Origin of the sequence: Arthrobacter sp. CAN_A2, from assembly GCF_015752045.1 — a bacterium.
GTDB lineage: Bacteria > Actinomycetota > Actinomycetes > Actinomycetales > Micrococcaceae > Arthrobacter_D.
In genome coordinates this window covers 1-19687 of sequence record NZ_JADOUS010000016.1, presented here as the reverse complement: position 1 = coordinate 19687, position 19687 = coordinate 1, and the positions used below count along the sequence as shown (strand labels likewise).

Here is a 19687-nt window from a genome sequence, read left to right as displayed (position 1 = left end):
CTGCCGAAGCTCCTCGGGATACTTCCGTGGTGCTGCCATAATTCTCAACCTCTTCCAAGGGGATCAAGAACCTCCATTAAACCCGGGGCGGAACAGTGGCGGTCCTGGATGCCCTTGATCAGCACGGTGATGCCGCGGCGCTCGAGGGCGGTCACCATGTCCGTGATGACCCGGGCTCCGGTCGCATCCAGTGCCTGCAGCTGGGACATGCGGATGATCACCACGTCCACATTGCGGATCTCGTTCACCCGTTCCAGCACCCGTTCCGCGGCAGCGAAGAACAGTGCCCCGTCGAGGCGGAAGACGGCGATGTGGACGTCTCCGTCCTGGGTCGGCCCGGGGATCTCCTCCCGGTGGACCCCACTGGATGTGACGAGGGTGCGAAGAGCGAAGAAGCCGGCCATCAGGATGCCGATCTCCACCGCTTGGATCAGGTCCAGGGACACGGTGATCACCGCTGTCACGATGAACACGACGGTGTCGGCGCGGGTCGAGCCGACGACGCTGCGCAGGGTTCCGACGGACACCATGCGTACCGCGGTGACCATCAGCACGCCCGCAAGGGCTGCCAGCGGAATACGGGAGACCGGGCCGGTGGCGAGGTAGACAACCGCCAGCAGGACCAGGGCGTGCGTGATCGCCGCGAGTCTGGTCCGGCCTCCCGACCGGACGTTCACCGCTGTGCGTGCGATCGCACCGGTGGCGGGCATCCCACCGAAAAAACCTGAGGCCACCGAGGCCAGGCCCTGACCAAACAGCTCACGGTCGGGGTCATAGGGGCCCGTGTCCGAGATGGACGCAGCAACCCGAGCCGAGAGAAGCGACTCGATGGCAGCCAGGGCGGCGATCGTCGCCGCCGGTCCCGCGAGGGTGAAAATGAGATCCGAGCCCAAGCCGGGGACGGTCGGGGCCGGCAGGGAATCGGGTAGGGCCCCGATCCTCGCAACAGGGAGGTTGGTAACTTCGGCCACGACGCTCGCCACGAGGATGGCGATGATCGAGCCGGGGATCTGAGGGTGAATTCTAGGCGCAACGATCATAATCAGTACTACGACGGCGACAAGAACCACTGGGCCGACCAGTTCGCCCAGGGATGCCGTGCCGAGGGACTGGACGGCGGACACCGCAGCATTACTGCTGGGCCCGGGATCCACACCGAACGCGGAGGGCACCTGTTGCAAGAAGATGATGACGGCGATACCGAGGGTGAATCCTTCGATCACCGGCCACGGCAGGAAGGCGACGACCCGCCCAAGTTTTAGGACGCCGGCGACCACCACCATGAGTCCGGCCAGAACGCTGACTACGGCCAATGCACCGGGGCCGTGAACGGCGATCACTGGACCCAGGACGACGACCATGGCGCCTGTAGGACCGGATACCTGGACGTTCGAGCCGCCGAACACCGCCGCGACCAGGCCGGCAACCACAGCGGTGATCAGTCCGCTGGCAGCTCCTGCCCCGGAGGTGACACCGAACGCCAGCGCGAGCGGCAGCGCGACGATGCCCACCGTGAGGCCCGCAGTCAGGTCTCCCTTCCAGGTGCGCGGGGCCTGCGCATAGTCGCGCAAACCGGGCAGCAAGGGTCGGATCTTTAAGAGCACTCTCATGGAGTGCGGTCATCACCTGTCGACGTCATGATTGAAGCGCTGGTCAGGGCCGAGTGCTCCAGGTTCTCCTTTGTGGCATGCAGGACCTCGCCGAGTAGCCCGCGCGCGACGGCCAGTAGTTCCGCCACCTGTGGGGTGGCCAGGCGGTAGAACTGCTGGAGTCCGCGGCGTTCCGACGTCACCAGGTGATACCGGCGCAGCACCGACAGATGCTGGGATAGATGGGACGCTTCGAGGCCGGTCGCCAACAGCATGTCCGATACCGAGACCTCCGCTGCTGCCGACAGCAACTCCAGCACGCGGATCCGCAAAGGATGCGCCAGTCCCTTGAAGAGATTCGCCTTCACTTCGTACAGGGGCGCCCGGAAATCAGCGGAATCCTGCGTATCCGGTCCTTGATCCGACACCTATGACACTCCCTGCTTGATTGTATGATGTATCTATCATATCAAAGGTGTTGGCGAAGAGGGTCTAACGAGTAGAAGTTGCCGTCGTGTCTCATTACGATCCATGCCCGATCGTTGAAGCACGCCACTGCACAGATCCTGATTTGGTCTGACTCGATCCATCTGAACCGGCATTCGTACCGAGCAAGCTCGCCGTCGTCCGACTGGCGGCACATCTGTAGGTGCTGCTATCCGTTGTTGAGCACCTATCGATTTCGAACATTCTCACAGCGAATCAATCGATAGCGCCGCATCTTTTAGCGCCATTGAACCCACCACACCGCTGAGGTGGGTTCTCACAATTCCGTCCGTGCCGCACCCGCGTCCGTGGAGGGTGCAGAATCGGGTACATGAAGATGGCTGCAGGGCGGCGGGCAGCGCGAAGGCACGAGCCTGCGCCGACGGACGCGCCGACGGTGTCGCGCAGTGCCTATGACGAGGCTGTCCGGGCAGTCAGGGCAGGCGAGGGCGACGTGGATGAGGCCGCAGATCGACTGATCGGTCAGATGACGGATGGGGAGCTCCTTCGACTGCTCGACGGCGACTCACCCCGGCTACTGCTCCCGCTCATCCCGATGCTGCTCGGGCGGCGGCCCTTCGTGGCCGGGGCGGTCCCGCGGCTCGGCATCCCGGGTATCCGGTTCAGCGACGGTGGGCGTGGGGTCGTGATCGGCGCCTCCACAGCCTTCCCCGTGACGATGGCGAGGGCCGCGACGTGGGATCCATCGCTGGAGGAGCGTGTCGGAATCGCGATCGGTCTCGAGACCAGGGCGCGGGGAGCGAACTACTCCGCCTCCGTCTGCGTGAACCTGCTCCGCCATCCCGCGTGGGGCCGGGCGCAGGAGTGTTACGGGGAGGATCCGGTGCTCATTGGTCAGATGGGGTCGGCTCTCACCCGAGGCGTACGCGTGCACGCGATGGCGTGCGTGAAACACTTCGCGCTCAACTCGATGGAGGACGAGCGCTTCGAGGTCGATGTGGCTGTCGACGACCACGCCCTACACGAGGTCTACCTGCCGCATTTCAAGGCCGTCGTGGATGCCGGGGCGGACTCCGTGATGAGCTCCTACAACCGGGTGCGGGGCGAGTACATGGACGTCAATCGCGCGTTGCTCACGGATGTGTTGCGGCACGAGTGGAGCTTCGCCGGGTTCGTGACCAGCGACTGGGTGTTCGGCGTCCATGATGCGATCCTCAGTCTGGAGGCGGGCATGGACGTGGAGATGCCACTGCGGCTGCTGCGCGCCCGCGATCTGCCGGCTGCGCTGCGGGACGGCGACCTGGACCGTGCGACCGTGCTGCAGTCGGCGCGCCGCATCCTGCGCACGTGCGTGCTGCATGCCGCGACCCGGGAGGCGGTGGCCCCGCCTCCCGCCCTGATCGCTTCCCCGGCGCACCGTGCGCTTGCCCGTCGGACCGCCGAGGAGGCGATCGTACTGCTGAAGAACGAACCCGCCGGCGCCGTTCCGCTACTGCCGCTGGCCCCCGACACCGGCCATCTCGCGGTGATCGGACGGCTCGCGGCACGGGCGAACCTCGGCGATCATGGCTCCTCCCGCGTTCGGCCTCCGTCCACCGTCTCTCCGCTGCAGGGACTGCTTGAGGCACTTCCCGGGGTCCGTATCACGACCGCCTCCGGGCGGAACGAGCGTGCAGCGGCAGCTCTGGCGGCCGGGGCGGAGACGGCGATCGTCGTCGTCGGCCTGGACCAGCACGACGAGGGCGAGTCCGTTGTCACCGGCGGCGTCGACGTGAGCGTGCTCGGTCGGGCCTTCGGCTCGGGTCTCCTCCGTCGGGTACTCATCGGAGTCGCACACCTGGCCTCCCGCTTCGTGCGAGGGGGCGACCGCAACTCCCTGGACCTGCGCCCCTCCGATGTGCGTCTCGTCCGAGCGGTCGTTGCCGCGAACCCACGGACGGTCGTCGTGCTGATCGGCGGTAGCGCGATCCTCACGGAGGCGTGGCGGGACCGCGTGCCGGCGCTCCTTCTCGCCTGGTACGGCGGCATGGAGGGCGGCCGCGCGCTGGCCAGCGTGCTGACCGGCAGGACGGAGCCCGGCGGACGGCTGCCGTTCGTCCTGCCGACGAACGCCGACCATCTGCCACCGTTCGATCGCCGAGCGAAGTCTGCCGTCTACGACGACGCGTGGGGTCAGCGCCGGCTGGATCGCGACGGACACGAACCCGCCTTCCCGTTCGGCTTCGGCCTGGGCTACACGAAGATCGAGCACCGCCTGCTCGACCACAGCTTCGACGACACGGGCGGCGAAGCACACGTCCTGGTGATGAACACCGGTGACCGGGAGGGCTCTACCGTCATCCAGATGTACGCCGCGGACGTATCCGCCCGCAGGCCGGTGGCTCAGCTCCTGGGCTTCCGGAAGGTCACCCTGCAGCCCGGCGCGGAGATGACAGTGCGGGTCGCACTGGACGCGGGGCCCACCCTGCAACGCGATCCGGTCACGCGGTGCTGGTCCGCCCGGGCGGGCGACTGGGCGCTCCTTGCCGGCCAGCACAGCCCGGCCGGCTGGGCAGGCGCACCCCGTTTACGGCCCGGTGGAGGACGTGGGAGACCGCTGGATGAGGAAGATGTCAGGGACGGTCTGCCGACCTGACGTCTGTACGGGCCGCGGCCCGCCGGTCATCCGACCGGAGGGGGTGCCGACAGCTCCTCGACGCGGACAGGCAGCGCGACGTCGCCCGACAGCATGGCGCGGAACAACCGCCGCGACTCCCACCGGAACGATGCGGGCGCTCGGTCTCTGCGCAGCACCAGACCGCCGTGCGGCGTCGCGTACCGCTTCTGCAGGTGCCCCAGCTCCCCGGCCTGCAGCAGCGCAACCGTGCTACCAGCGGCAGAGTCGACCAGGCGGACCAGCGATTCGGAGCCTGTGAGATCGGTTGCAACGACGCGTTGCTCGCTCGCGGCGAGAATTGTCTTCTGCGCCGCGCGGGTCACGACCAGCGGGCGTGACGGCCCGTCCAGCAGGCCGGCCAGCACGTCTGCGGCTGCGTCAGGGCGGCCGGTCCTCCACGCTGCCGCCTGCATGCGCTGCAGCCGACCCGGTTCGCGCAGTACCTCGTCGATCTTCCAGCCGATCGTCGCGGCGGTGTTGCAGCGGACGGCTGCCCCCTGCTCCATCAGGTAGTCGCCGTTGCGAACCTCCTGCCCCGGGATGGGGTTCACCAGCACCATGGGGAGCCCTGCAGCCATGCACTCCGACGCAGACAGCCCGCCCGGCTTACCCACGAACAGGTCGGCGCGGCGCAGGAGCTGCGGCATCTCCGTCGTGAATCCGAGCACGCGGTAGCGGTCACCCCCGGGTGCCACCAACTGCTCGATGCGCTGACGCAGCGCGTCATTGCGTCCGCACACGATCGTGGCCGTGAACGACGAACGCATGTGCATTGTCTGTCGCACCACCGACACCGCGTAGTCGCCGCCGGTCGCACCCGCCGAGATCAGCAGCATCGGAGGACTGCCGGCATCGCGCGCGGGCGGGCCGTCGAGTTGTGCAGCGATCGGAATGCCCGAGGCAGTGACGCGGTCAGGCGGAAGGCCCAGCGCCATCAGCGCCACCCTCCCTTCCTCCCTGGCCACGAAAAGCGCATGGAACGCGCCCGTAAGCCACAGGCCCTGGAAGTCATAGTCCGTTGTCACGACAGCGGTCCTCGCATCGATAACGCCGCGAAGGAGCAGTGACGCCATCAGCTGGGCCGGCAGGAAGTGCGTACACACGATCGCGGTCGGCCGGAATCGTCTGATCGCATCGATGACCGGAACGGCGTTCGCCCGTGTCCACGGATCGATCGGGCCGCGGCGGCGGAAGGGCGGGTCGCTGATGTCATAGCCCCACTCGACCAGCCACGGCAGGCCCTCCACCAGGACGAAGTAACCCTTCCCCAGCAGCGCGCGGTACAGCGGGCTGCTCACCTGCAGCACGTCCAGCACCTGCACTTCGGCGATGTCAGCGCGCGCGGCGCACGCCTGCTCCACGGCCGCTGCGGCGCTGTTATGCCCTGCCCCCACGCCCGCGGACAGGATCAGCACGCGCTCCCCTCCAGCGGTATCCCGCCCTCGTGCGGATGTCCTGCGCATGACCACAGGCTAGCGGACCACATCACCCCCTGTTGCGACGATCGTTAGGATTTGTTGTTGCGTTGGGGTTTACCCAATGCCATGACGTGCGGTGTCTTTGAAGCAGAGGGTGCCGACAATCCATCCGTTGGGGTCGTGAAGCGGGCAGCCGGCGTAGAAGGTACTGAATGTTGGGAGTCCGGAGAAGGGATTGGGTGAAGACTGAAATGTCGAGGTGGCTGCGGCGGCCGGGCTCGTCTGCCCGTCGAAGAAACAGGGCCGGCATTGACTGGTCCTGATGTGCTCCGGTCGACCTGCATCTCGGGACGTCGATCAGCAGCACCAGGAGGAATTGTCAGGCGTCGTGCCAGGCACGCAGGATCGCCTCGATCACTGCTGCGCCGTTGTCGCCGTTGGTGATCACGACGAGGGCCACGTCGTCTTCTGGGTTGATGAGCAGTTGAGCGTGAAAGCCCCGATTGACTCCCTGATGACCTGCGGTCTTGCCTCCGTCGTGCTCGTAAAGCTCGACACCCAGGCCATACTGTCCGTTGGTTCCCTTGGCGGCGGTTCGCATGAGTACTGCGCGTGGGTCGTCCGAAGCCAGCCAGGCTGCGAACCGGCCGAGATCGTCCGCGGTGGAGCACAGCCCCGCGGCAGCCAGTTCGGCGTACCGGTAGTGGACAGTCGGTTCACCTTGCGAGTCGTGACCGACAGCCCAGGACGGCCCGGCGCCAGTGTTTTGGGTACAGGCGTAGCCGGTGGAATCCATCCCGATCGGGGTGAAGACGTACCGTGTGGCGAGTTCAGCGAAGGACTCAGCCGTCGCGTCCTCGGCCACCAACTGCGCGAGAGTGTAGCCGCCGCCGGAGTACGCATACGAGCCAGGTGGCTGCTTCTGGGTGAGGGCTGTGCCGGTCGTGGCCCCGTTGAGTGACTCGACCGTCGTCGGAAGTGTCCGCCCTGGGTCCAAGCCGAGGTAGCCCGGCTGGCTGGTACCGGCCGTGTGACTGAGCAGCCGACGCACCGTTACCGCGTTGGGGTCGGGCCAGTCGTCGGGAAGACGCCAGCTGCGCAGCAGCGACGAAACGGAAACGTCGACGTCCAGCAGGCCGTCATCGGCAAGACCCAGCAGGGTCGCTGTCGCGATCGGTTTCGAGATCGAACCCACCTGGAAGACCGTCGAGGCAGTCACTGCTTCACCGCCAGGCGCTGCCACACCGTAACCCTGACTCCAGACCACGGCACCGTCCTGGACCACGGCCACCGCCGCGCCGGGTACACCTTCTGCTGCAAGTGCTTCGGGGACTGTCGCATTGATCGCAGCGGTGGCTGTCGTCAGCTCGGCCGCGCGGGACAGCGACATGTCCGGGCCATCGTAAGCCAACATCTCCGCCCAGACCGTGACGCTACCGATGAGCAGCGCAGCTACCCATGCCGCGAAGCGCCACCTCCCCATCATGTCCTCAATTACTGGAGCGGTGGGTTGATCAGCAGCTTATGGCCAGCTGAGAAAGGGGCAGTGCGCTGAAGCGTGTACCTGTAGTCGCGAGAAGAAGAGTTCACTGGCTCAGTGCCTGATCACCCGAGCCGCCCGGAGGAAGCGCTTTTCGGTAGCCCAGGCGTCCGCGCGTCGACAGGGCAACGATCGCGCCCGCCACCGCCAACACCAGAGAGACCGTGATGGTTGCCTGCTGGGTCGACGCGGCAAAACCCCTGCCGGCGTTCAGCGACCCATGTGCGAGCATCAGGAGCAGGATGCTTCCTCCAGTGTTGTTGTAGAGCCATGTCAGCAGCAGCGATTGCCCGACAGCGCCGGCTACTACGAAGACGGCGAAGGTGAGGATGACGCCGGCCGGATCGCGGCCTGAAGAGTTGTAGTCGGGCACGAACACAAACAGAGGCAAGTGCCACAGCCCCCACAGCAGACCGAGTAGGACGGTGCCGGCGAGCGGCCCGTACCGTTCCTGCAGTCGGGGGAGCGCGAAGCCGCGCCATCCCGGTTCCTCCTGACCGCCGCCGAGCACGGTCAGGAAGACGACGAGTGCTACGTAGGTTGCGGCCACCTCCCCAAGGGAACCCTGATACTGCTCGGAGCCATCGCGGAGAACGAATCCGCTGAGCGCAGCCAAGAAGGGAAGGACCACGAGGGCGATCAGGTACCAGCGAAGCCCAACCCGCCACAGGATGAAACGGCGCATGAACACGCGCATCCCTTGCCGACCTTCCAGCCGGCCGGTGACGAGGATCGCCGCGACGAACGGCGCGAACGCTCCCGGAAGAAACCACCACAACGACTGGTGGCTCAGGAATCCGAGGACGATTACCCAATAGCCCCAGCTGAGGGTAAAGGTGATAGCGAAGTACGCGACCAAGGGATGGGATCGAATCCAGCGCGCCGGGGCGCCGCTCTTCGAGCCGCTGCGCGGTTGCGCTGGGCTACTCGGGTTATCGAAGGCGTTACCCGCCCAGTCTCGTGGGCTCATTTTGCGTCACACTCCGGCTCCCTGTAGCGGCCGAAGTGGGACGAACGACTAACGCTCTTCGCCACAGTAGTGGTGGTTGCGCCCACATCGAGCTCGACCCTTCGACAACTGCCCGATCGATCAGCGCCCACACCGTGTACAACGGTGTGGGCCCAGATGTCGAGGCTGGGACGCGCCGGGCCCGCTGCCTCGCTCGCTGCGGCCAGCACATCGTCGGCGAGTGCGGCGACGACGTGCTGCGTGTGTGACAAAACTTTCATTGCCGTATCTCCTCGGTGCATGGGGCGCGCAGGGCGACGCTCGTTCGAGCACCGGGGTCATGTCTCGTGAAGAGTCGAGTCGCCGAGCAGAACCCTCACGGCCGACACAAACGAGGTGAATAGTGCGAATTTTTCAACGGGTACTCCCCTCGCGAGAGAGTCGAAAGTCCCGGAACGCACATCCTTTGGTTGCTGCGACAAGCGGTCGAGCGGAAACCGCCCCGATGCTTTGCCGACTCGTTTTGCGTACGGCGTACACGCGGGGGTGACTCGTGGCGCACCCCGGTCACATGCCGTGAGATCGACAGTTCACGGCTGCACAGGATGCCCGGCACTGTCTCCGGGCTAGCTGTACTGCCTTTAAACGCGCACCAAGAAGCCTCACGCACGGATGACGCCCGCACAGCGCAACCCGCGGTGACCGCTTACCCGGTCTACACTGGCCGTCACCCGCGGCTGGGACGCCTGACCCTTATCCTCATAGACAGAACCGCCACCCCCGGGGACTGCCAGGGTTTGGTTGACTCTCTGGTCCCATGTGTTATCGGACGACGATGACGTTGCAGTGAGCGTGGTGGAGGACGGCGTGGACTGTGGACCCGAGACGGGCGCCGAGTGTGTTGGTCCCCTTCGCGCCGAGGACGACGTAGGCGGCCCGGTGCCCCTGGTGGATGATGACCGCCGGTACGGACGGTTCCGCGAAGGAGTCCTCGATGACGGTGAGGTTCGTCTCCGCGGGCAACAGATTAAGGGCCTGCTGGATAATCGGGTCGTGCTCCGGGTCGCCCGCCCGCGTCCCGGCGTGCCGTGTGTAGGGCCTCACATGGAGCACGCGCAGCGGCGCATGCAGGGTCGTCGCGAGGACCGCTGCCTCGATGACGGCACGATCGCTCTCCGGTGAGCCATCGACCGCGACCAGGACGTCGCCCTCACCGGGCTGATCATCGCGGATGACCGCGATGGGGCAGGAGGAGGAGGCCGCGAGGTGAAGGCTGACCGACCCGATGAGCAGGCCTGAGAACCCGCCGAGTCCGCGCGTGCCGGTGACGAGCAGGGACGCGTCGGCGGAGAGCCGGGTGAGGACTTCGGAGGGAAAGCCGGTGATGAGCCGCACGCTGACATCGATGTCCGGTTCGGCCTGCCTGGCCAGCTCGAGGCCTTCGGCGCTGATGCGCTCGGCGGCCCGCTGGAGGCCGCTGTCCTCGATGTCGTCGACCGGCCCGAGGTCCTGGGTGAAGAACGGCCAGACCCAGCAATGCACGACGACGAGCGGCAGTCCGGCGGTGGCCGCGTGGTGGGCTGCCCAGAGGACGGCGCGGCGGGAGCCGTCCGAGCCGTCATACCCGACGACGACGGGTTTGACCGGCGCTTCGGCCGGACTCAAACTGATGCACCGACGGGCGGGGTGCTGCTCTGATCTTCCAGCGGGCGAAGGACGCCGTGGGAGACGAGGACCGGGCACTCTGCCCGTTCTGCCACGGCCGAGCTAACGGATCCGAGGAGCAGCCCGGCGAACCCGCCATGACCGCGTGAACCAACAACGACCATCGAGGCGTGCGTGCTTTCCGAGATGAGGACCTCCGCCGGCGACCCGTGCACGACTCGCCGCGTGAGGTCAATGGGGATGCCTTCGGGGAACGCTTCGTTGAGTGCCTGATCCAGTGTCTGTTCTGCCAGTTCCTCATAGTTCCAGTCCAGAGGCGTATAGGCGCCGAAGACGAGGGGGTACTGCCAGGAGGTGACCGCGTGGATGACGTCTCCGGCTAGAGGCATGAGCCCGACGGCGAGTTGCAGTGCGGCGACAGACGATGGAGAACCATCGACCCCGACAACGATGGCCCGTGGGCGCGGTGAAGGAACTGTATGCATGGTGGATCCTTGTCTGAGTGGGGGTCTTATCTGAGCCTCACGTGGTCCAGTCTTACTGGACAGTGCCATTGGTCCCCTCCTTGCAAGGGGACGTGTGGCACTGTCGGGCCCGATCGGAGAATGTCATGCTGATAACTGGTCTCAGGAACGATTCACAAAGAAATGGTTGGATGACGTGCAAAGGTGCCGGATACAGATAAGCAGGATCAGTACGTGAAAGACGTCACAGTATTCCTTCTTGATGACCATGAATTGGTTAGGCGGGGGTTACGGGAACTGTTGGAAGCCGAGGGTTGCGTGATTGTCGGGGAATCCGGTTCCGCGCAGGAGGCCACGCGCCGGATCCCGGCGTTGTCCCCTGACATCTCGATCCTGGATGCGAGGCTTCCTGATGGGACGGGGATCGAGGTGTGTCGGGACGTGCGTTCCATCGACCCCTCCCTGTCCTGCGTCATCCTGACCAGTTATGACGATGACCAGGCAGTGCGGGGGGCGGTACTCGCCGGGGCCTCGGGGTACATCCTGAAGGAGATTCTCGGTTCCGATTTGGTCGGAAAGGCTCGCCGGGCTGCTGCGGGCGAGTCCTTGTTCGAGCCCGGGTTGAAGGAGCGCATCATTGCTAGTCTCCGCGACGCTCCGCAGGAGGACGTACGCCTGATGGGCCTGACCTCGCAGGAGAAGAAGGTCCTGGCCCTGATCGGCCAAGGGTTGACGAACCGGCAGATCGGCACGCAAATGTTCCTGGCCGAGAAGACCGTCAAGAACTATGTGTCCGCACTTCTGGCGAAGCTGGGCTTTCAACGTCGGGTCCAGGCCGCCGTCTACATTTCCACGCCGGTCGGTCCCTCGCCCCGTTGATCGTGCAGGGGCACAGTGAGCACCACATCAGTCCCGTGGCCGGGCGCGGTCGAGATCAATAGGGTGCCCCCGCAGAGGTCGGCTCGACGACGCATATTTGCCAGCCCGCTGCGTGATGGCATTTCCTCGAACCCGGACCCGTCGTCGGCGATCCTCAGTACAAGGCGATCCGGAAAGGCCTGCAGCGTCATCGTGATGGTTCGTGCGCCAGCGTGACGAAGTGCGTTGGAGAGCCCCTCCAGGAGGATCGCACGCACATGTTCGGCCCATTCAGGGTCGATGACAGCGTCAAGGGGACCTGAGAGGTGAACGACGGGTTGCAGGTCATGACCATCGAAGGCGTTCGCCACTAGCGCGAAGATGCTGGAGGTGAATGTTGGCGTGATCTGAGGAACCGAGCGCAATGAGTAGATGGTGTCCCGCAGTTCCCTGATCGTGGCGTCCAGTTCGACGGTGACGGTTCCAATGCGTTCGAGCGGTTCACGGCCCGACACGAATTTGCGCAAACTCTGGATGCTCAGGCCTGCCGCGAAGAGACGCTGGATGACCAGGTCGTGCAGGTCGCGTGCGATCCGATCCCGATCGCCGAAAACCGCCTCCTGTTCCCGCTGCCGGTGGGCGCGCAGCAACTCCAGGGACAGGGCCACGTGGGAGGTGAAGGAGCGCACCATCTCGTGATCGACATCAGAGAACGGTGGTGAGCCTTTTGGTCGACCGAAGAGCAGGAACTGCCGCTCCCCGGCCCCCGCGAGTCGTGTGCAGAGGGCTGTTGAGATCGTGGACGGCGGGGCTCCAGGGAGCAGGCGGTCAATATCTTCCTCTGTCAGCAGCAGCGGCTGGGATAGTGCTGTTAGGCCGTCGAGCTGGGCGTTGTCGGCCTCCGATTGTCCGATGAAAGCGCCAGCATGGACGCCGTCCGAGGCCTCACAGATCAGCCCACGTTGATGGCCGAAGTCACGCAGGACGACGGTGAGGTCGCTGTCGGACGCCAGCAGGGCGTGATGAGCGATGAGTTCAAGGTCATTGCGTGCATCATCGCTTTGCTCGAGGAGTTCACGCGCGGCGTTCAGACCGCCTTCGAGCCATCGTGTACGACGCCTCGAGTCGTCGAACAGGCGAGAATTCTCGATGGCGACGCCGGCAGCGGCTGCCAGGGCGACGAGTAGTTGCTCATCTGCATCGGTGAAGCCCCCTCCCCCGTTCTTTTCCGTGAGGTACAGGTTCCCGAAGACCGTGTCCCGGATCCGGATCGGAACCCCTAGAAAAGAGGTCATCTGGGGATGGTGATCCGGGAAGCCAACAGCATGCTCATGCTGCCGCAGATTCTGAAGCCGTATCGGCCACGGCTCCGCGATGAGCAGGCCCAGGACACCGTGCCCATGAGGCAACGAGGCAATCCGTTCAGTTTGATCACCCTTGAACCCGACCGTGATGAACTGACTCAGGGTCTGATCTGGGCCGATCACACCCAATGCACCGTACCGCGCGTCAACCAACTGACAAGCAGCTGAGATGACTCTTTCGAGGACGGTGTCCAAGTCGATGTCATCAGCCATGGACGCAAAAGCCGCCAGGAGGTTCTCGATTCCCACCGGTATATTGGCGGCCAAGGTCTGATCATTTGGTTCCGACGATAGATGCTGCGATCGTAATACCACTGGACGCTCCCGAGTGCCGTAGTGGAAATCCCGTGTAATTCCCGAGGTGGTTCATCCGGTTCTTCGGACAAAGCTGGCACGTGCTCTGGGTGAAATGTCTTAAAAGGACCTACGGCCCTGGCCGCTTGAGCAGCACCTTCATAGTGTCACGGTATGAACGCTGACCCCACACCTACGAGGACCCTTCCGGCACACGAATGCTGGGCGCTTCTTCGCGTTACGCCCGTCGGACGCCTTGCCTTCTGCCAAGGTGGGCGGCCAGAAATCTTCCCCATAAATTTCGTCATCGACGGCGGGACCGTCGTATATAGGACATCCGAAGGCACGAAATCCCGTGCCGCTGAGAAGGCCGCGGTGGCCCTGGAAGCAGACGGACTGTACCCAGACTCCGGGACAGGCGAGGCCATGGTGTGGAGTGTCGTCGTGAAAGGGGACGCGGCGACCATCGCGGTCACCGCCGAACTCATGGCCACCGTGCAGCTGCCTCTTCACCCTTGGGAGAGTGGCCGTAAGGACCGGTTCATGCGACTGGTCCCCGAGACCATTAGCGGACGGGCTTTTCCTCACAGCAGTGCGAACGCACCCATCAACCGCGAAGTGTCGGCTACCTAATTCTTGATGATCCACGTCGGGTGGTTTTAGAGCCTCTCCCCCGGCTGAGTCACCGTTCGCTGGCGGGTCGCAGGGATCCTTGCTGCTGGAGCTCGTGGGCGCGGCTGCCGCGACGGATCGCGAGCAATCAGTCACCTCCTCAGGGCCATTCGGCCCTGAGGAGGCAACGAGGCCTTACGTACCGTAGGGCTTAGGAGATCGCCGGGCGCTGACGCCGGGCGGTAAAAGCGCACCGGCGCCTGCTGCTGCCTCCCTGACTTCGGCTCCAGGACCTTCGGCTTGCTGGGGTTCGATCCCCCTATCAAAGGAACGTTCAACACCATGCCCATGACCCCCTCAATAACCCCTGGCGCTTCGGCAACGAGGGCTACACCCACCCCGTCGATCGCGCATCAGGACGCCTACTGGGAATCTCCCGGCATGGTCGCCACCTCGGAGGCGCTTACCTCCGGCGAGAGCTGGGCTCTGGCGACGACGCAATCCACAGGCCGCCTCGGTTTTTTTCGTGACGGGCTGCTGGACATCTTCCCGGTGAACTACTTCGTCATGGCCGAGCACCTGTACTTCCGCACATCCGCTGACGGGACCATCGCCACCAGCTACCTCGATCACGCGGCGTTCCAGATTGACGATGTCGACCAGGCCGCCAGAACTGGATGGACCATTCTCTTCAACGGTCCTGCCACCCGAGTCGAAGACCCAAGCCTTTTGACGACCCTTTGGGGTAAAACAATCGATGCACCCTGGGCGTCAGGTCAGCGGGATCTGTTCTTCGACCTGGCGCCGTCGCTGGTACGCGGCCGTCGCACCGGGACGACCCACTAGTGCCCACCGGCGAGGAACTCATGGAGCGGCGATCGCCTAGCCTCCTGTCCGGTCCCCTCGCGGTGCCTTCGACGATGGCAATCAATCATGCAGCCTTGCAGAAGTTTGCGGCTCGTATGGTCGATGCCACCACGGCGACACCTCTATGTCTGGGCTGCGGGACTGACGAGAACCTCGTCTACCCGGAATACCGTGAACAGCGCACCCTTCCCAACGGCAGGAACGAACCGGCATGGGCATGGTACTGCTGCACACGTTGCGGGGTCGGGCGTCAACACGCCGTCCCACCATCGTGGAAACCACCGGGATGGTTCTGGTGCACCTAAGGCCCTCGCGTTGAAACCCGCGACACAGAACACGCCATGGCGAAAACGACGCCAAATGCTATCCCAGCCAACATTCCTGACCACCACGCCCTGCTTCAGGTACTGACACCACCCATCGAACAGGCACGGCACCCATGGCCACTGGCCAGCACACCCCCTCCGCACGCGCACTGGGGCATCATCAGCAGCACGAAAAGGCGCGCCGCCTGGCCGGCAAGCCCGCCCCTGAAGAAATCAGACACAACCCGATGATCAAATCGACGCATACGCTCAGGCGAACCATGGAGGTCATGAGGCTCAGCCTCACGACAAGGCACCGCCCTCGAAAGACCAGGCCTATCCAAACCCCTGACGAAACGCCGAACGCCGTCCTGCGCCAGGCGATAAATCACGCAGCTCCCCATGCGCAAATTACTATTGCGGAACAAGAAGGGACGATTACCCTTACTGGAACCGCAGGAACAATCGGCGAAAGGAACGGGGTCGGATTTGCATGCTGGGCACTAACCAGCACGGTCGCGGTTCATAACAACGTCACCTTCACCTCATATTACGCACCCCATATTTGTATGTCATGCTTTACCGATAATGCTCGGATCAGGACCAATGGCACTATCGGCGCACCTGGTCCGTAGATGACGCTGGACATATGAAAAAACGCCGGTATTCCCCCAGACTCCTGCCGGCGGCAGGGCTGATTATCGGGTCTGGTGTAGGACTCATTATCGAAGTCCTTCTAGGCCATCCCGGCACTGCACCCAACCTCATCATTGGCGCCGGTGTCGGCCTCACCGTCGGTGCGATTTTTCAGCTCACCGCCACCTGCTCCCCGGCATCACGAGGTACCGAGGACCCCGAGATCGGCATGGTCTCACAAACCTGACGCCCGAAAGCTCAATGAGTGAGCCCGCAGTGCCCTGCTGGGGCCAGCGGAACGGTTAGGTTGCCGCAAGACCTGGTTTCTGTCCGTTGAAGGCCAGGTTGCAGTGTTTTTCCCATCTGCTTGTGGCCGGTACCTCGCACTTTCCTATCCCGGTTCCCTTAGGAACCGGCTTCAGCACGTCTTTTACAGATCGGTATGTCATGACCACCCGCTCCTCTCTCCCACCGTCCGGCTACCCCGTAGAACCGAGCCGCAGGACTAAACCAGGCTCAGTGGTTTCCCTCGTCGCGATCATCGCCGGCACCATCCTGGCGTTGCTCGGCATCGGTGCCATCACCCTCGGCGCGGCCGCTTTCGCCGCCGGCGGAAGGGACGGGGCGGATACGTACCTGCAGTCATCAGCACAGTCCTTCGCCACGGACTCCTATGCCGTGGTGTCCCCACCGCTTGAACTGGTTGTCGATGAACCGGCCCTCGCCCGCACACCGTTCGACCTGGGCGAGGTCCGCCTTCAGGCAAAACCCGTCACGGCAGGCCAGGACATGTTCATTGGTGTCGGTGCCCGAGCCGATGTGGAGGCCTATCTCAGTGACGTCCCTCGCGCCGAGATCGAAACCGTGAGCTCGTTCCCGTCCTTTGTGCGCTACGACGACAAACCCGGAACCAGTACCCCCAGCGACCCGACCGATGAGACTTTCTGGATTGCCTCAGCCCATGGACAGGACCTCCAGGAGCTCGTCATCCCGGTTCATAGTGGTGAATGGGTAGTAGTCGCCATGAACACCGACGCCTCCCCCGGGGTCGCTACGAGCGTTCGCGCCGGGTACCACTCGGATCAGATTGGATTTCTGCCACTGATTGCTCTTGCTGCGGGGACCCTCATGCTCCTCCTCGGCGTCGGTCTCACCTTGCTTGGAGCCACCCGGGCAGGCAAAGACCTGCACCGGTTGCCGCAGGCGAGCGGCCAGGACGTGAGGTACCTGCCCAACACTGTCATGGGCCCGGATCAGCGCATAGCTCGAGCCGCTGGTGCGAACACGGGCGCAGGTAGCCGCACGGGGACCTGGCTTCACGGCGAGTTGGACGGCAACCTGTCACGGGGTCTCTGGCTTGTGAAGTGGCTGCTCGCCATACCCCACCTCATCATTCTGGTCTTCCTCTGGTCCGCATTCATCATCACCACGGTCATATCGGGGCTCGTCATCCTCATCACCGGCAAGTACCCGCGCAGTCTCTTCGATTTCAATGTCGGCGTACTCCGATGGAACTGGCGGGTCGCGTTCTACGCCCACTCAGCCCTGGCGACGGACCAGTACCCGCCCTTCACCCTCGCCTCTACCTCCTATCCCGCCGACCTCCAGGTCGCCTACCCCGAACACCTGTCGCGGGGGCTAGTTCTTGTCAAAAGTTGGCTCCTTGCCCTTCCTCACCTGCTCATCCTTGCGGTCCTCACCGGGGCAGGCTCCGCCTGGTTCGGTCAGCCCGGCTGGACCGGGCAGTTCCTCTGGTCCGGGCAATCCATCGAGGGCAGCGTTGGTGGATCCCCCGGACTCGAGTACTCCCTCCTGGGCCTGCTGGTCCTCCTCGCCGGCCTCGTCCTGCTCTTCACCGGCACCTACCAGCGCGGGCTGTTCAACTTCATCATGGGCATCAACCGGTGGGTGTTCCGGGTCACCGTCTATGTGGCGCTCATGCGTGATGAGTACCCGCCCTTCACCCTCGACCAAGGACCCGACGAACCGGCCAAGACCCCTCACCAGCCGAACCCCGCACCGGCCCTGTCGTGACCACCCTGCCGGGCCGACACCGGCTCGGAAGGACACTGTTCGCAGCCTTCCTCGGCCTGCACGCACTCATCCACCTCACGGGTGCCGCCAACGGTCTAGGGGGCGCTGCGTCACCCCAACTAACCCACCCGATCTCCGCGACGGTGGGTGTTTTCTGGCTGATCGCTGCCGCCCTCCTCATCACCAGTACCGGGTACGTCATTTTCCGGCCGCAGCGGTGGTGGATTTTCGGGGCGGCGGGCGCTCTCATCTCCCAGATGGTCATCATCATGTCCTGGTCAGATGCCGCCTACGGCACCATCGCGAACGCGATCATCCTCACCGGGGCCCTCTACACGTACCTCACCTGGGGGCCGAGAAGCTTCAACGCCCAGTACTCCCGCGACGTCGATCAGGGGCGGAACGAAGCCATTCCGTCAGTGCTCTTGACCGATGCGGATCTTGCTGATGTCCCCTTGGTCGTGCAGCGCTACATCCGTCGGAGCGGTGCGGTTGGCCAGCCCCGGGTGCGAAACTTTTCCTCTCTCTTTCATGGGCAAATCCGCGGCGGACCCTCTCAACCCTGGATGACGTTCACCGGGCGGCAGAGTAACTTCTACGCTCCCTCATCCCGGTTCTTTCTCATGGACGCAGCGCGGGTGGGCCTGCCCGTGCAGGCCTTCCACCGCTACACGGGGTCCTCCGCCACCATGAAAGTCAAAATCGCCTCCGCCGCCACGTTGGTCGATGCGCGAGGGCCGGCCCTAGACGACGCCGAGACAGTGACGTTGTTCAACGACCTGTGTGTGTTTGCGCCCGGAGCCCTGGCGGACGCGGATATTCGCTGGACGGAGACCGACGCTCACACCGTGCAAGCGGTATTCACGCATGGAACCCACCGGGTTACCGCCGCCCTCGCCTTCGACGCGGACGGAGACCTCACCGACTTCACCGCCGACGGGCGGGCAGCCATGTCAGCCGACGGTAAGACATTGACACCCATGCGCTGGTCGACTCCACTGAGCCACTACCGTCGCTTCGGTCAGCACCGCCTCATGGGACGTGGAGAAGGAATATGGCACGCACCAGAAGGCAACTACACCTACCTGCGTTTCGTCGTCGACTCCATCGACTACAACGTGACCGAGCTTCCACAGGAAACGCCTCGTGCACCGCTCAGCCCGGCCGTTGAGCTGAAACTTACGCTCGGGTCCGCCGTCGGTGGGAAGGCATGAGCTTTTCCGAAGCCCAAGCGGACGTCCGACGGGTCTATCACGCCGGATTCCATGGACCCCTCATCTCTGCTGTCCTCTGGGCGACAGCCAGCGCGGTCTTTACGTGGCGCTCCCCTGCCGCAGGCATGGCCGTCCTGTTCTTCGGCGGGATGCTGATTTTCCCGGTGACCACCCTCATCCTGAAGATCATGGCCGGCCCGACCTCCCTACCGAAGGGGCACCCGTCAGCGGCCCTGGCATTGCAGGCCGCGCTCACTGTTCCGCTCGGGCTCCTCGTGGCAGTGGTCCTGGGAGCCTACGAACCAAGCCTGTTCTTCCCCGCATCTCTTATTATCGTCGGCGCGCACTACCTGGTGTTCGTTTCCCTTTACGGCATGAAACTCTATGCAACACTCGCCGCCGCGATGATCCTGCCCGGAATGACTGCATTGTTTCTGCTCCCCGGAGTCCGACCCGTCAGCGGGTGGATAGGGGCACTAATCCTGTCCCTCTTCGCAGCTGCAATCCTCTATCAGCACAGACACGAGCCGCTCGCCCTCGCCGCGCCTTCATCGAGGCACGCCGGGAACGAACGCCGATCAGTCACACATCGGATCCATAGGCCGCTCAATCTGCGCTCTGGCGAGAAGGGCGCCCCTTGATTCCATCAGCGATCGCATCAGCACCCCACCAGCGACAAGGGGGCTTGACCCCGGATCTTGGACACGCTGATTCCAGCACGATGCTGGGGAAGCGAGAATCCAAGACATGGCAAGGAAAAATTACACGGACGAGT

General features: G+C 64.3%; 16 protein-coding genes. 8 read left to right on the top strand and 8 right to left on the bottom strand.

The genetic code is table 11. The features are described 5' to 3' along the window. Positions 1–44: 44 nt before the first annotated feature. Together IWX63_RS15260 and IWX63_RS15255 are read right to left on the bottom strand one after the other, a co-directional pair. Positions 45–1610 (bottom strand): SulP family inorganic anion transporter, encoded by a 1566-nt coding sequence (locus tag IWX63_RS15260; RefSeq protein WP_199279011.1) that lies wholly within the window; start codon positions 1608–1610, stop codon positions 45–47. Then, positions 1607–2017 carry an ArsR/SmtB family transcription factor gene (locus IWX63_RS15255; RefSeq protein WP_199279010.1) on the bottom strand — a complete coding sequence of 137 codons (411 nt, stop codon included), beginning with the start codon at positions 2015–2017 and terminating at the stop codon, positions 1607–1609. Before IWX63_RS15255 ends, IWX63_RS15260 begins: the two co-directional genes overlap by 4 nt. A gap of 545 nt (positions 2018–2562) precedes the next feature. On the opposite strand from IWX63_RS15255, the gene IWX63_RS15250 reads away from it, so the two are divergent. After that, entirely contained in the window at positions 2563–4671 is a 2109-nt protein-coding gene (locus IWX63_RS15250) for a beta-glucosidase family protein (protein ID WP_334685914.1), read from the top strand. A 26-nt stretch (positions 4672–4697) separates the two neighbouring features. On the opposite strand, the gene IWX63_RS15245 is transcribed toward IWX63_RS15250, so the two are convergent. From IWX63_RS15245 to IWX63_RS15225, 5 genes are all read right to left on the bottom strand, one after another. Continuing rightward, the gene (locus IWX63_RS15245) at positions 4698–6155 is read right to left on the bottom strand and encodes an MGDG synthase family glycosyltransferase (RefSeq protein ID WP_199279008.1); all 1458 of its coding nucleotides are present in this window, start codon (positions 6153–6155) and stop codon (positions 4698–4700) included. A gap of 334 nt (positions 6156–6489) precedes the next feature. Further along, a complete protein-coding gene (locus IWX63_RS15240; RefSeq protein ID WP_199279007.1) occupies positions 6490–7596 on the bottom strand; it encodes a serine hydrolase domain-containing protein in 1107 nt (368 codons plus the stop codon). A gap of 100 nt (positions 7597–7696) precedes the next feature. Beyond that, on the bottom strand, positions 7697–8509 hold the full coding sequence (locus IWX63_RS15235; protein WP_199279006.1) for a CPBP family glutamic-type intramembrane protease: 813 nt from the start codon (positions 8507–8509) through the stop codon (positions 7697–7699). Positions 8510–9421: 912 nt separating this feature from the next. Next, positions 9422–10264 (bottom strand): universal stress protein, encoded by an 843-nt coding sequence (locus IWX63_RS15230; protein ID WP_199279005.1) that lies wholly within the window; start codon positions 10262–10264, stop codon positions 9422–9424. Beyond that, a complete protein-coding gene (locus IWX63_RS15225) occupies positions 10261–10749 on the bottom strand; it encodes a universal stress protein (RefSeq protein ID WP_199279004.1) in 489 nt (162 codons plus the stop codon). Before IWX63_RS15225 ends, IWX63_RS15230 begins: the two co-directional genes overlap by 4 nt. A 213-nt stretch (positions 10750–10962) precedes the next feature. Between IWX63_RS15225 and IWX63_RS15220 the strand changes: the two genes are divergently transcribed. Further along, positions 10963–11607, top strand: a complete 645-nt coding sequence (locus tag IWX63_RS15220; protein WP_199279003.1) for a response regulator — start codon at positions 10963–10965, stop codon at positions 11605–11607. On the opposite strand, the gene IWX63_RS15215 is transcribed toward IWX63_RS15220, so the two are convergent. Then, positions 11571–13199 carry a GAF domain-containing sensor histidine kinase gene (locus IWX63_RS15215; RefSeq protein WP_199279002.1) on the bottom strand — a complete coding sequence of 543 codons (1629 nt, stop codon included), beginning with the start codon at positions 13197–13199 and terminating at the stop codon, positions 11571–11573. The genes IWX63_RS15220 and IWX63_RS15215 overlap by 37 nt on opposite strands. Positions 13200–13418: 219 nt before the next feature. On the opposite strand from IWX63_RS15215, the gene IWX63_RS15210 reads away from it, so the two are divergent. The 6 genes from IWX63_RS15210 to IWX63_RS15185 all read left to right on the top strand — a co-directional run bounded on the left by IWX63_RS15210 (position 13419) and on the right by IWX63_RS15185 (position 19553). Next, on the top strand, positions 13419–13877 hold the full coding sequence (locus IWX63_RS15210) for a pyridoxamine 5'-phosphate oxidase family protein (RefSeq protein WP_199279001.1): 459 nt from the start codon (positions 13419–13421) through the stop codon (positions 13875–13877). Between the two features lie 321 nt (positions 13878–14198). After that, positions 14199–14702: a pyridoxamine 5'-phosphate oxidase family protein gene (locus tag IWX63_RS15205; protein WP_199279000.1), complete on the top strand. Its 504-nt coding sequence runs from the start codon at positions 14199–14201 to the stop codon at positions 14700–14702. Between the two features lie 460 nt (positions 14703–15162). Then, the gene (locus IWX63_RS15200; RefSeq protein WP_199278999.1) at positions 15163–15663 is read left to right on the top strand and encodes a hypothetical protein; all 501 of its coding nucleotides are present in this window, start codon (positions 15163–15165) and stop codon (positions 15661–15663) included. A 520-nt stretch (positions 15664–16183) separates the two neighbouring features. After that, positions 16184–17698 (top strand): DUF4389 domain-containing protein, encoded by a 1515-nt coding sequence (locus IWX63_RS15195; protein WP_334685913.1) that lies wholly within the window; start codon positions 16184–16186, stop codon positions 17696–17698. Further along, entirely contained in the window at positions 17695–18912 is a 1218-nt protein-coding gene (locus tag IWX63_RS15190) for a DUF6544 family protein (protein WP_199278997.1), read from the top strand. Before IWX63_RS15195 ends, IWX63_RS15190 begins: the two co-directional genes overlap by 4 nt. Beyond that, positions 18909–19553 (top strand): DUF7010 family protein, encoded by a 645-nt coding sequence (locus IWX63_RS15185; RefSeq protein ID WP_199278996.1) that lies wholly within the window; start codon positions 18909–18911, stop codon positions 19551–19553. Before IWX63_RS15190 ends, IWX63_RS15185 begins: the two co-directional genes overlap by 4 nt. Positions 19554–19687 lie beyond the last annotated feature (134 nt).

Bases quoted from the DNA above. Each gene is read 5' to 3' on its own strand.
- IWX63_RS15205 (WP_199279000.1), top strand. From the start codon at position 14,199: ATGCCCATGACCCCCTCAATAACCCCTGGCGCTTCGGCAACGAGGGCT.
- IWX63_RS15185 (WP_199278996.1), top strand. From the start codon at position 18,909: ATGAGCTTTTCCGAAGCCCAAGCGGACGTCCGACGGGTCTATCACGCC.
- IWX63_RS15210 (WP_199279001.1), top strand. From the start codon at position 13,419: ATGAACGCTGACCCCACACCTACGAGGACCCTTCCGGCACACGAATGC.
- IWX63_RS15245 (WP_199279008.1), bottom strand. From the start codon at position 6,155: ATGCGCAGGACATCCGCACGAGGGCGGGATACCGCTGGAGGGGAGCGC.
- IWX63_RS15240 (WP_199279007.1), bottom strand. From the start codon at position 7,596: ATGATGGGGAGGTGGCGCTTCGCGGCATGGGTAGCTGCGCTGCTCATC.
- IWX63_RS15200 (WP_199278999.1), top strand. From the start codon at position 15,163: ATGGCCACTGGCCAGCACACCCCCTCCGCACGCGCACTGGGGCATCAT.
- IWX63_RS15260 (WP_199279011.1), bottom strand. From the start codon at position 1,610: ATGAGAGTGCTCTTAAAGATCCGACCCTTGCTGCCCGGTTTGCGCGAC.
- IWX63_RS15225 (WP_199279004.1), bottom strand. From the start codon at position 10,749: ATGCATACAGTTCCTTCACCGCGCCCACGGGCCATCGTTGTCGGGGTC.
- IWX63_RS15250 (WP_334685914.1), top strand. From the start codon at position 2,563: ATGACGGATGGGGAGCTCCTTCGACTGCTCGACGGCGACTCACCCCGG.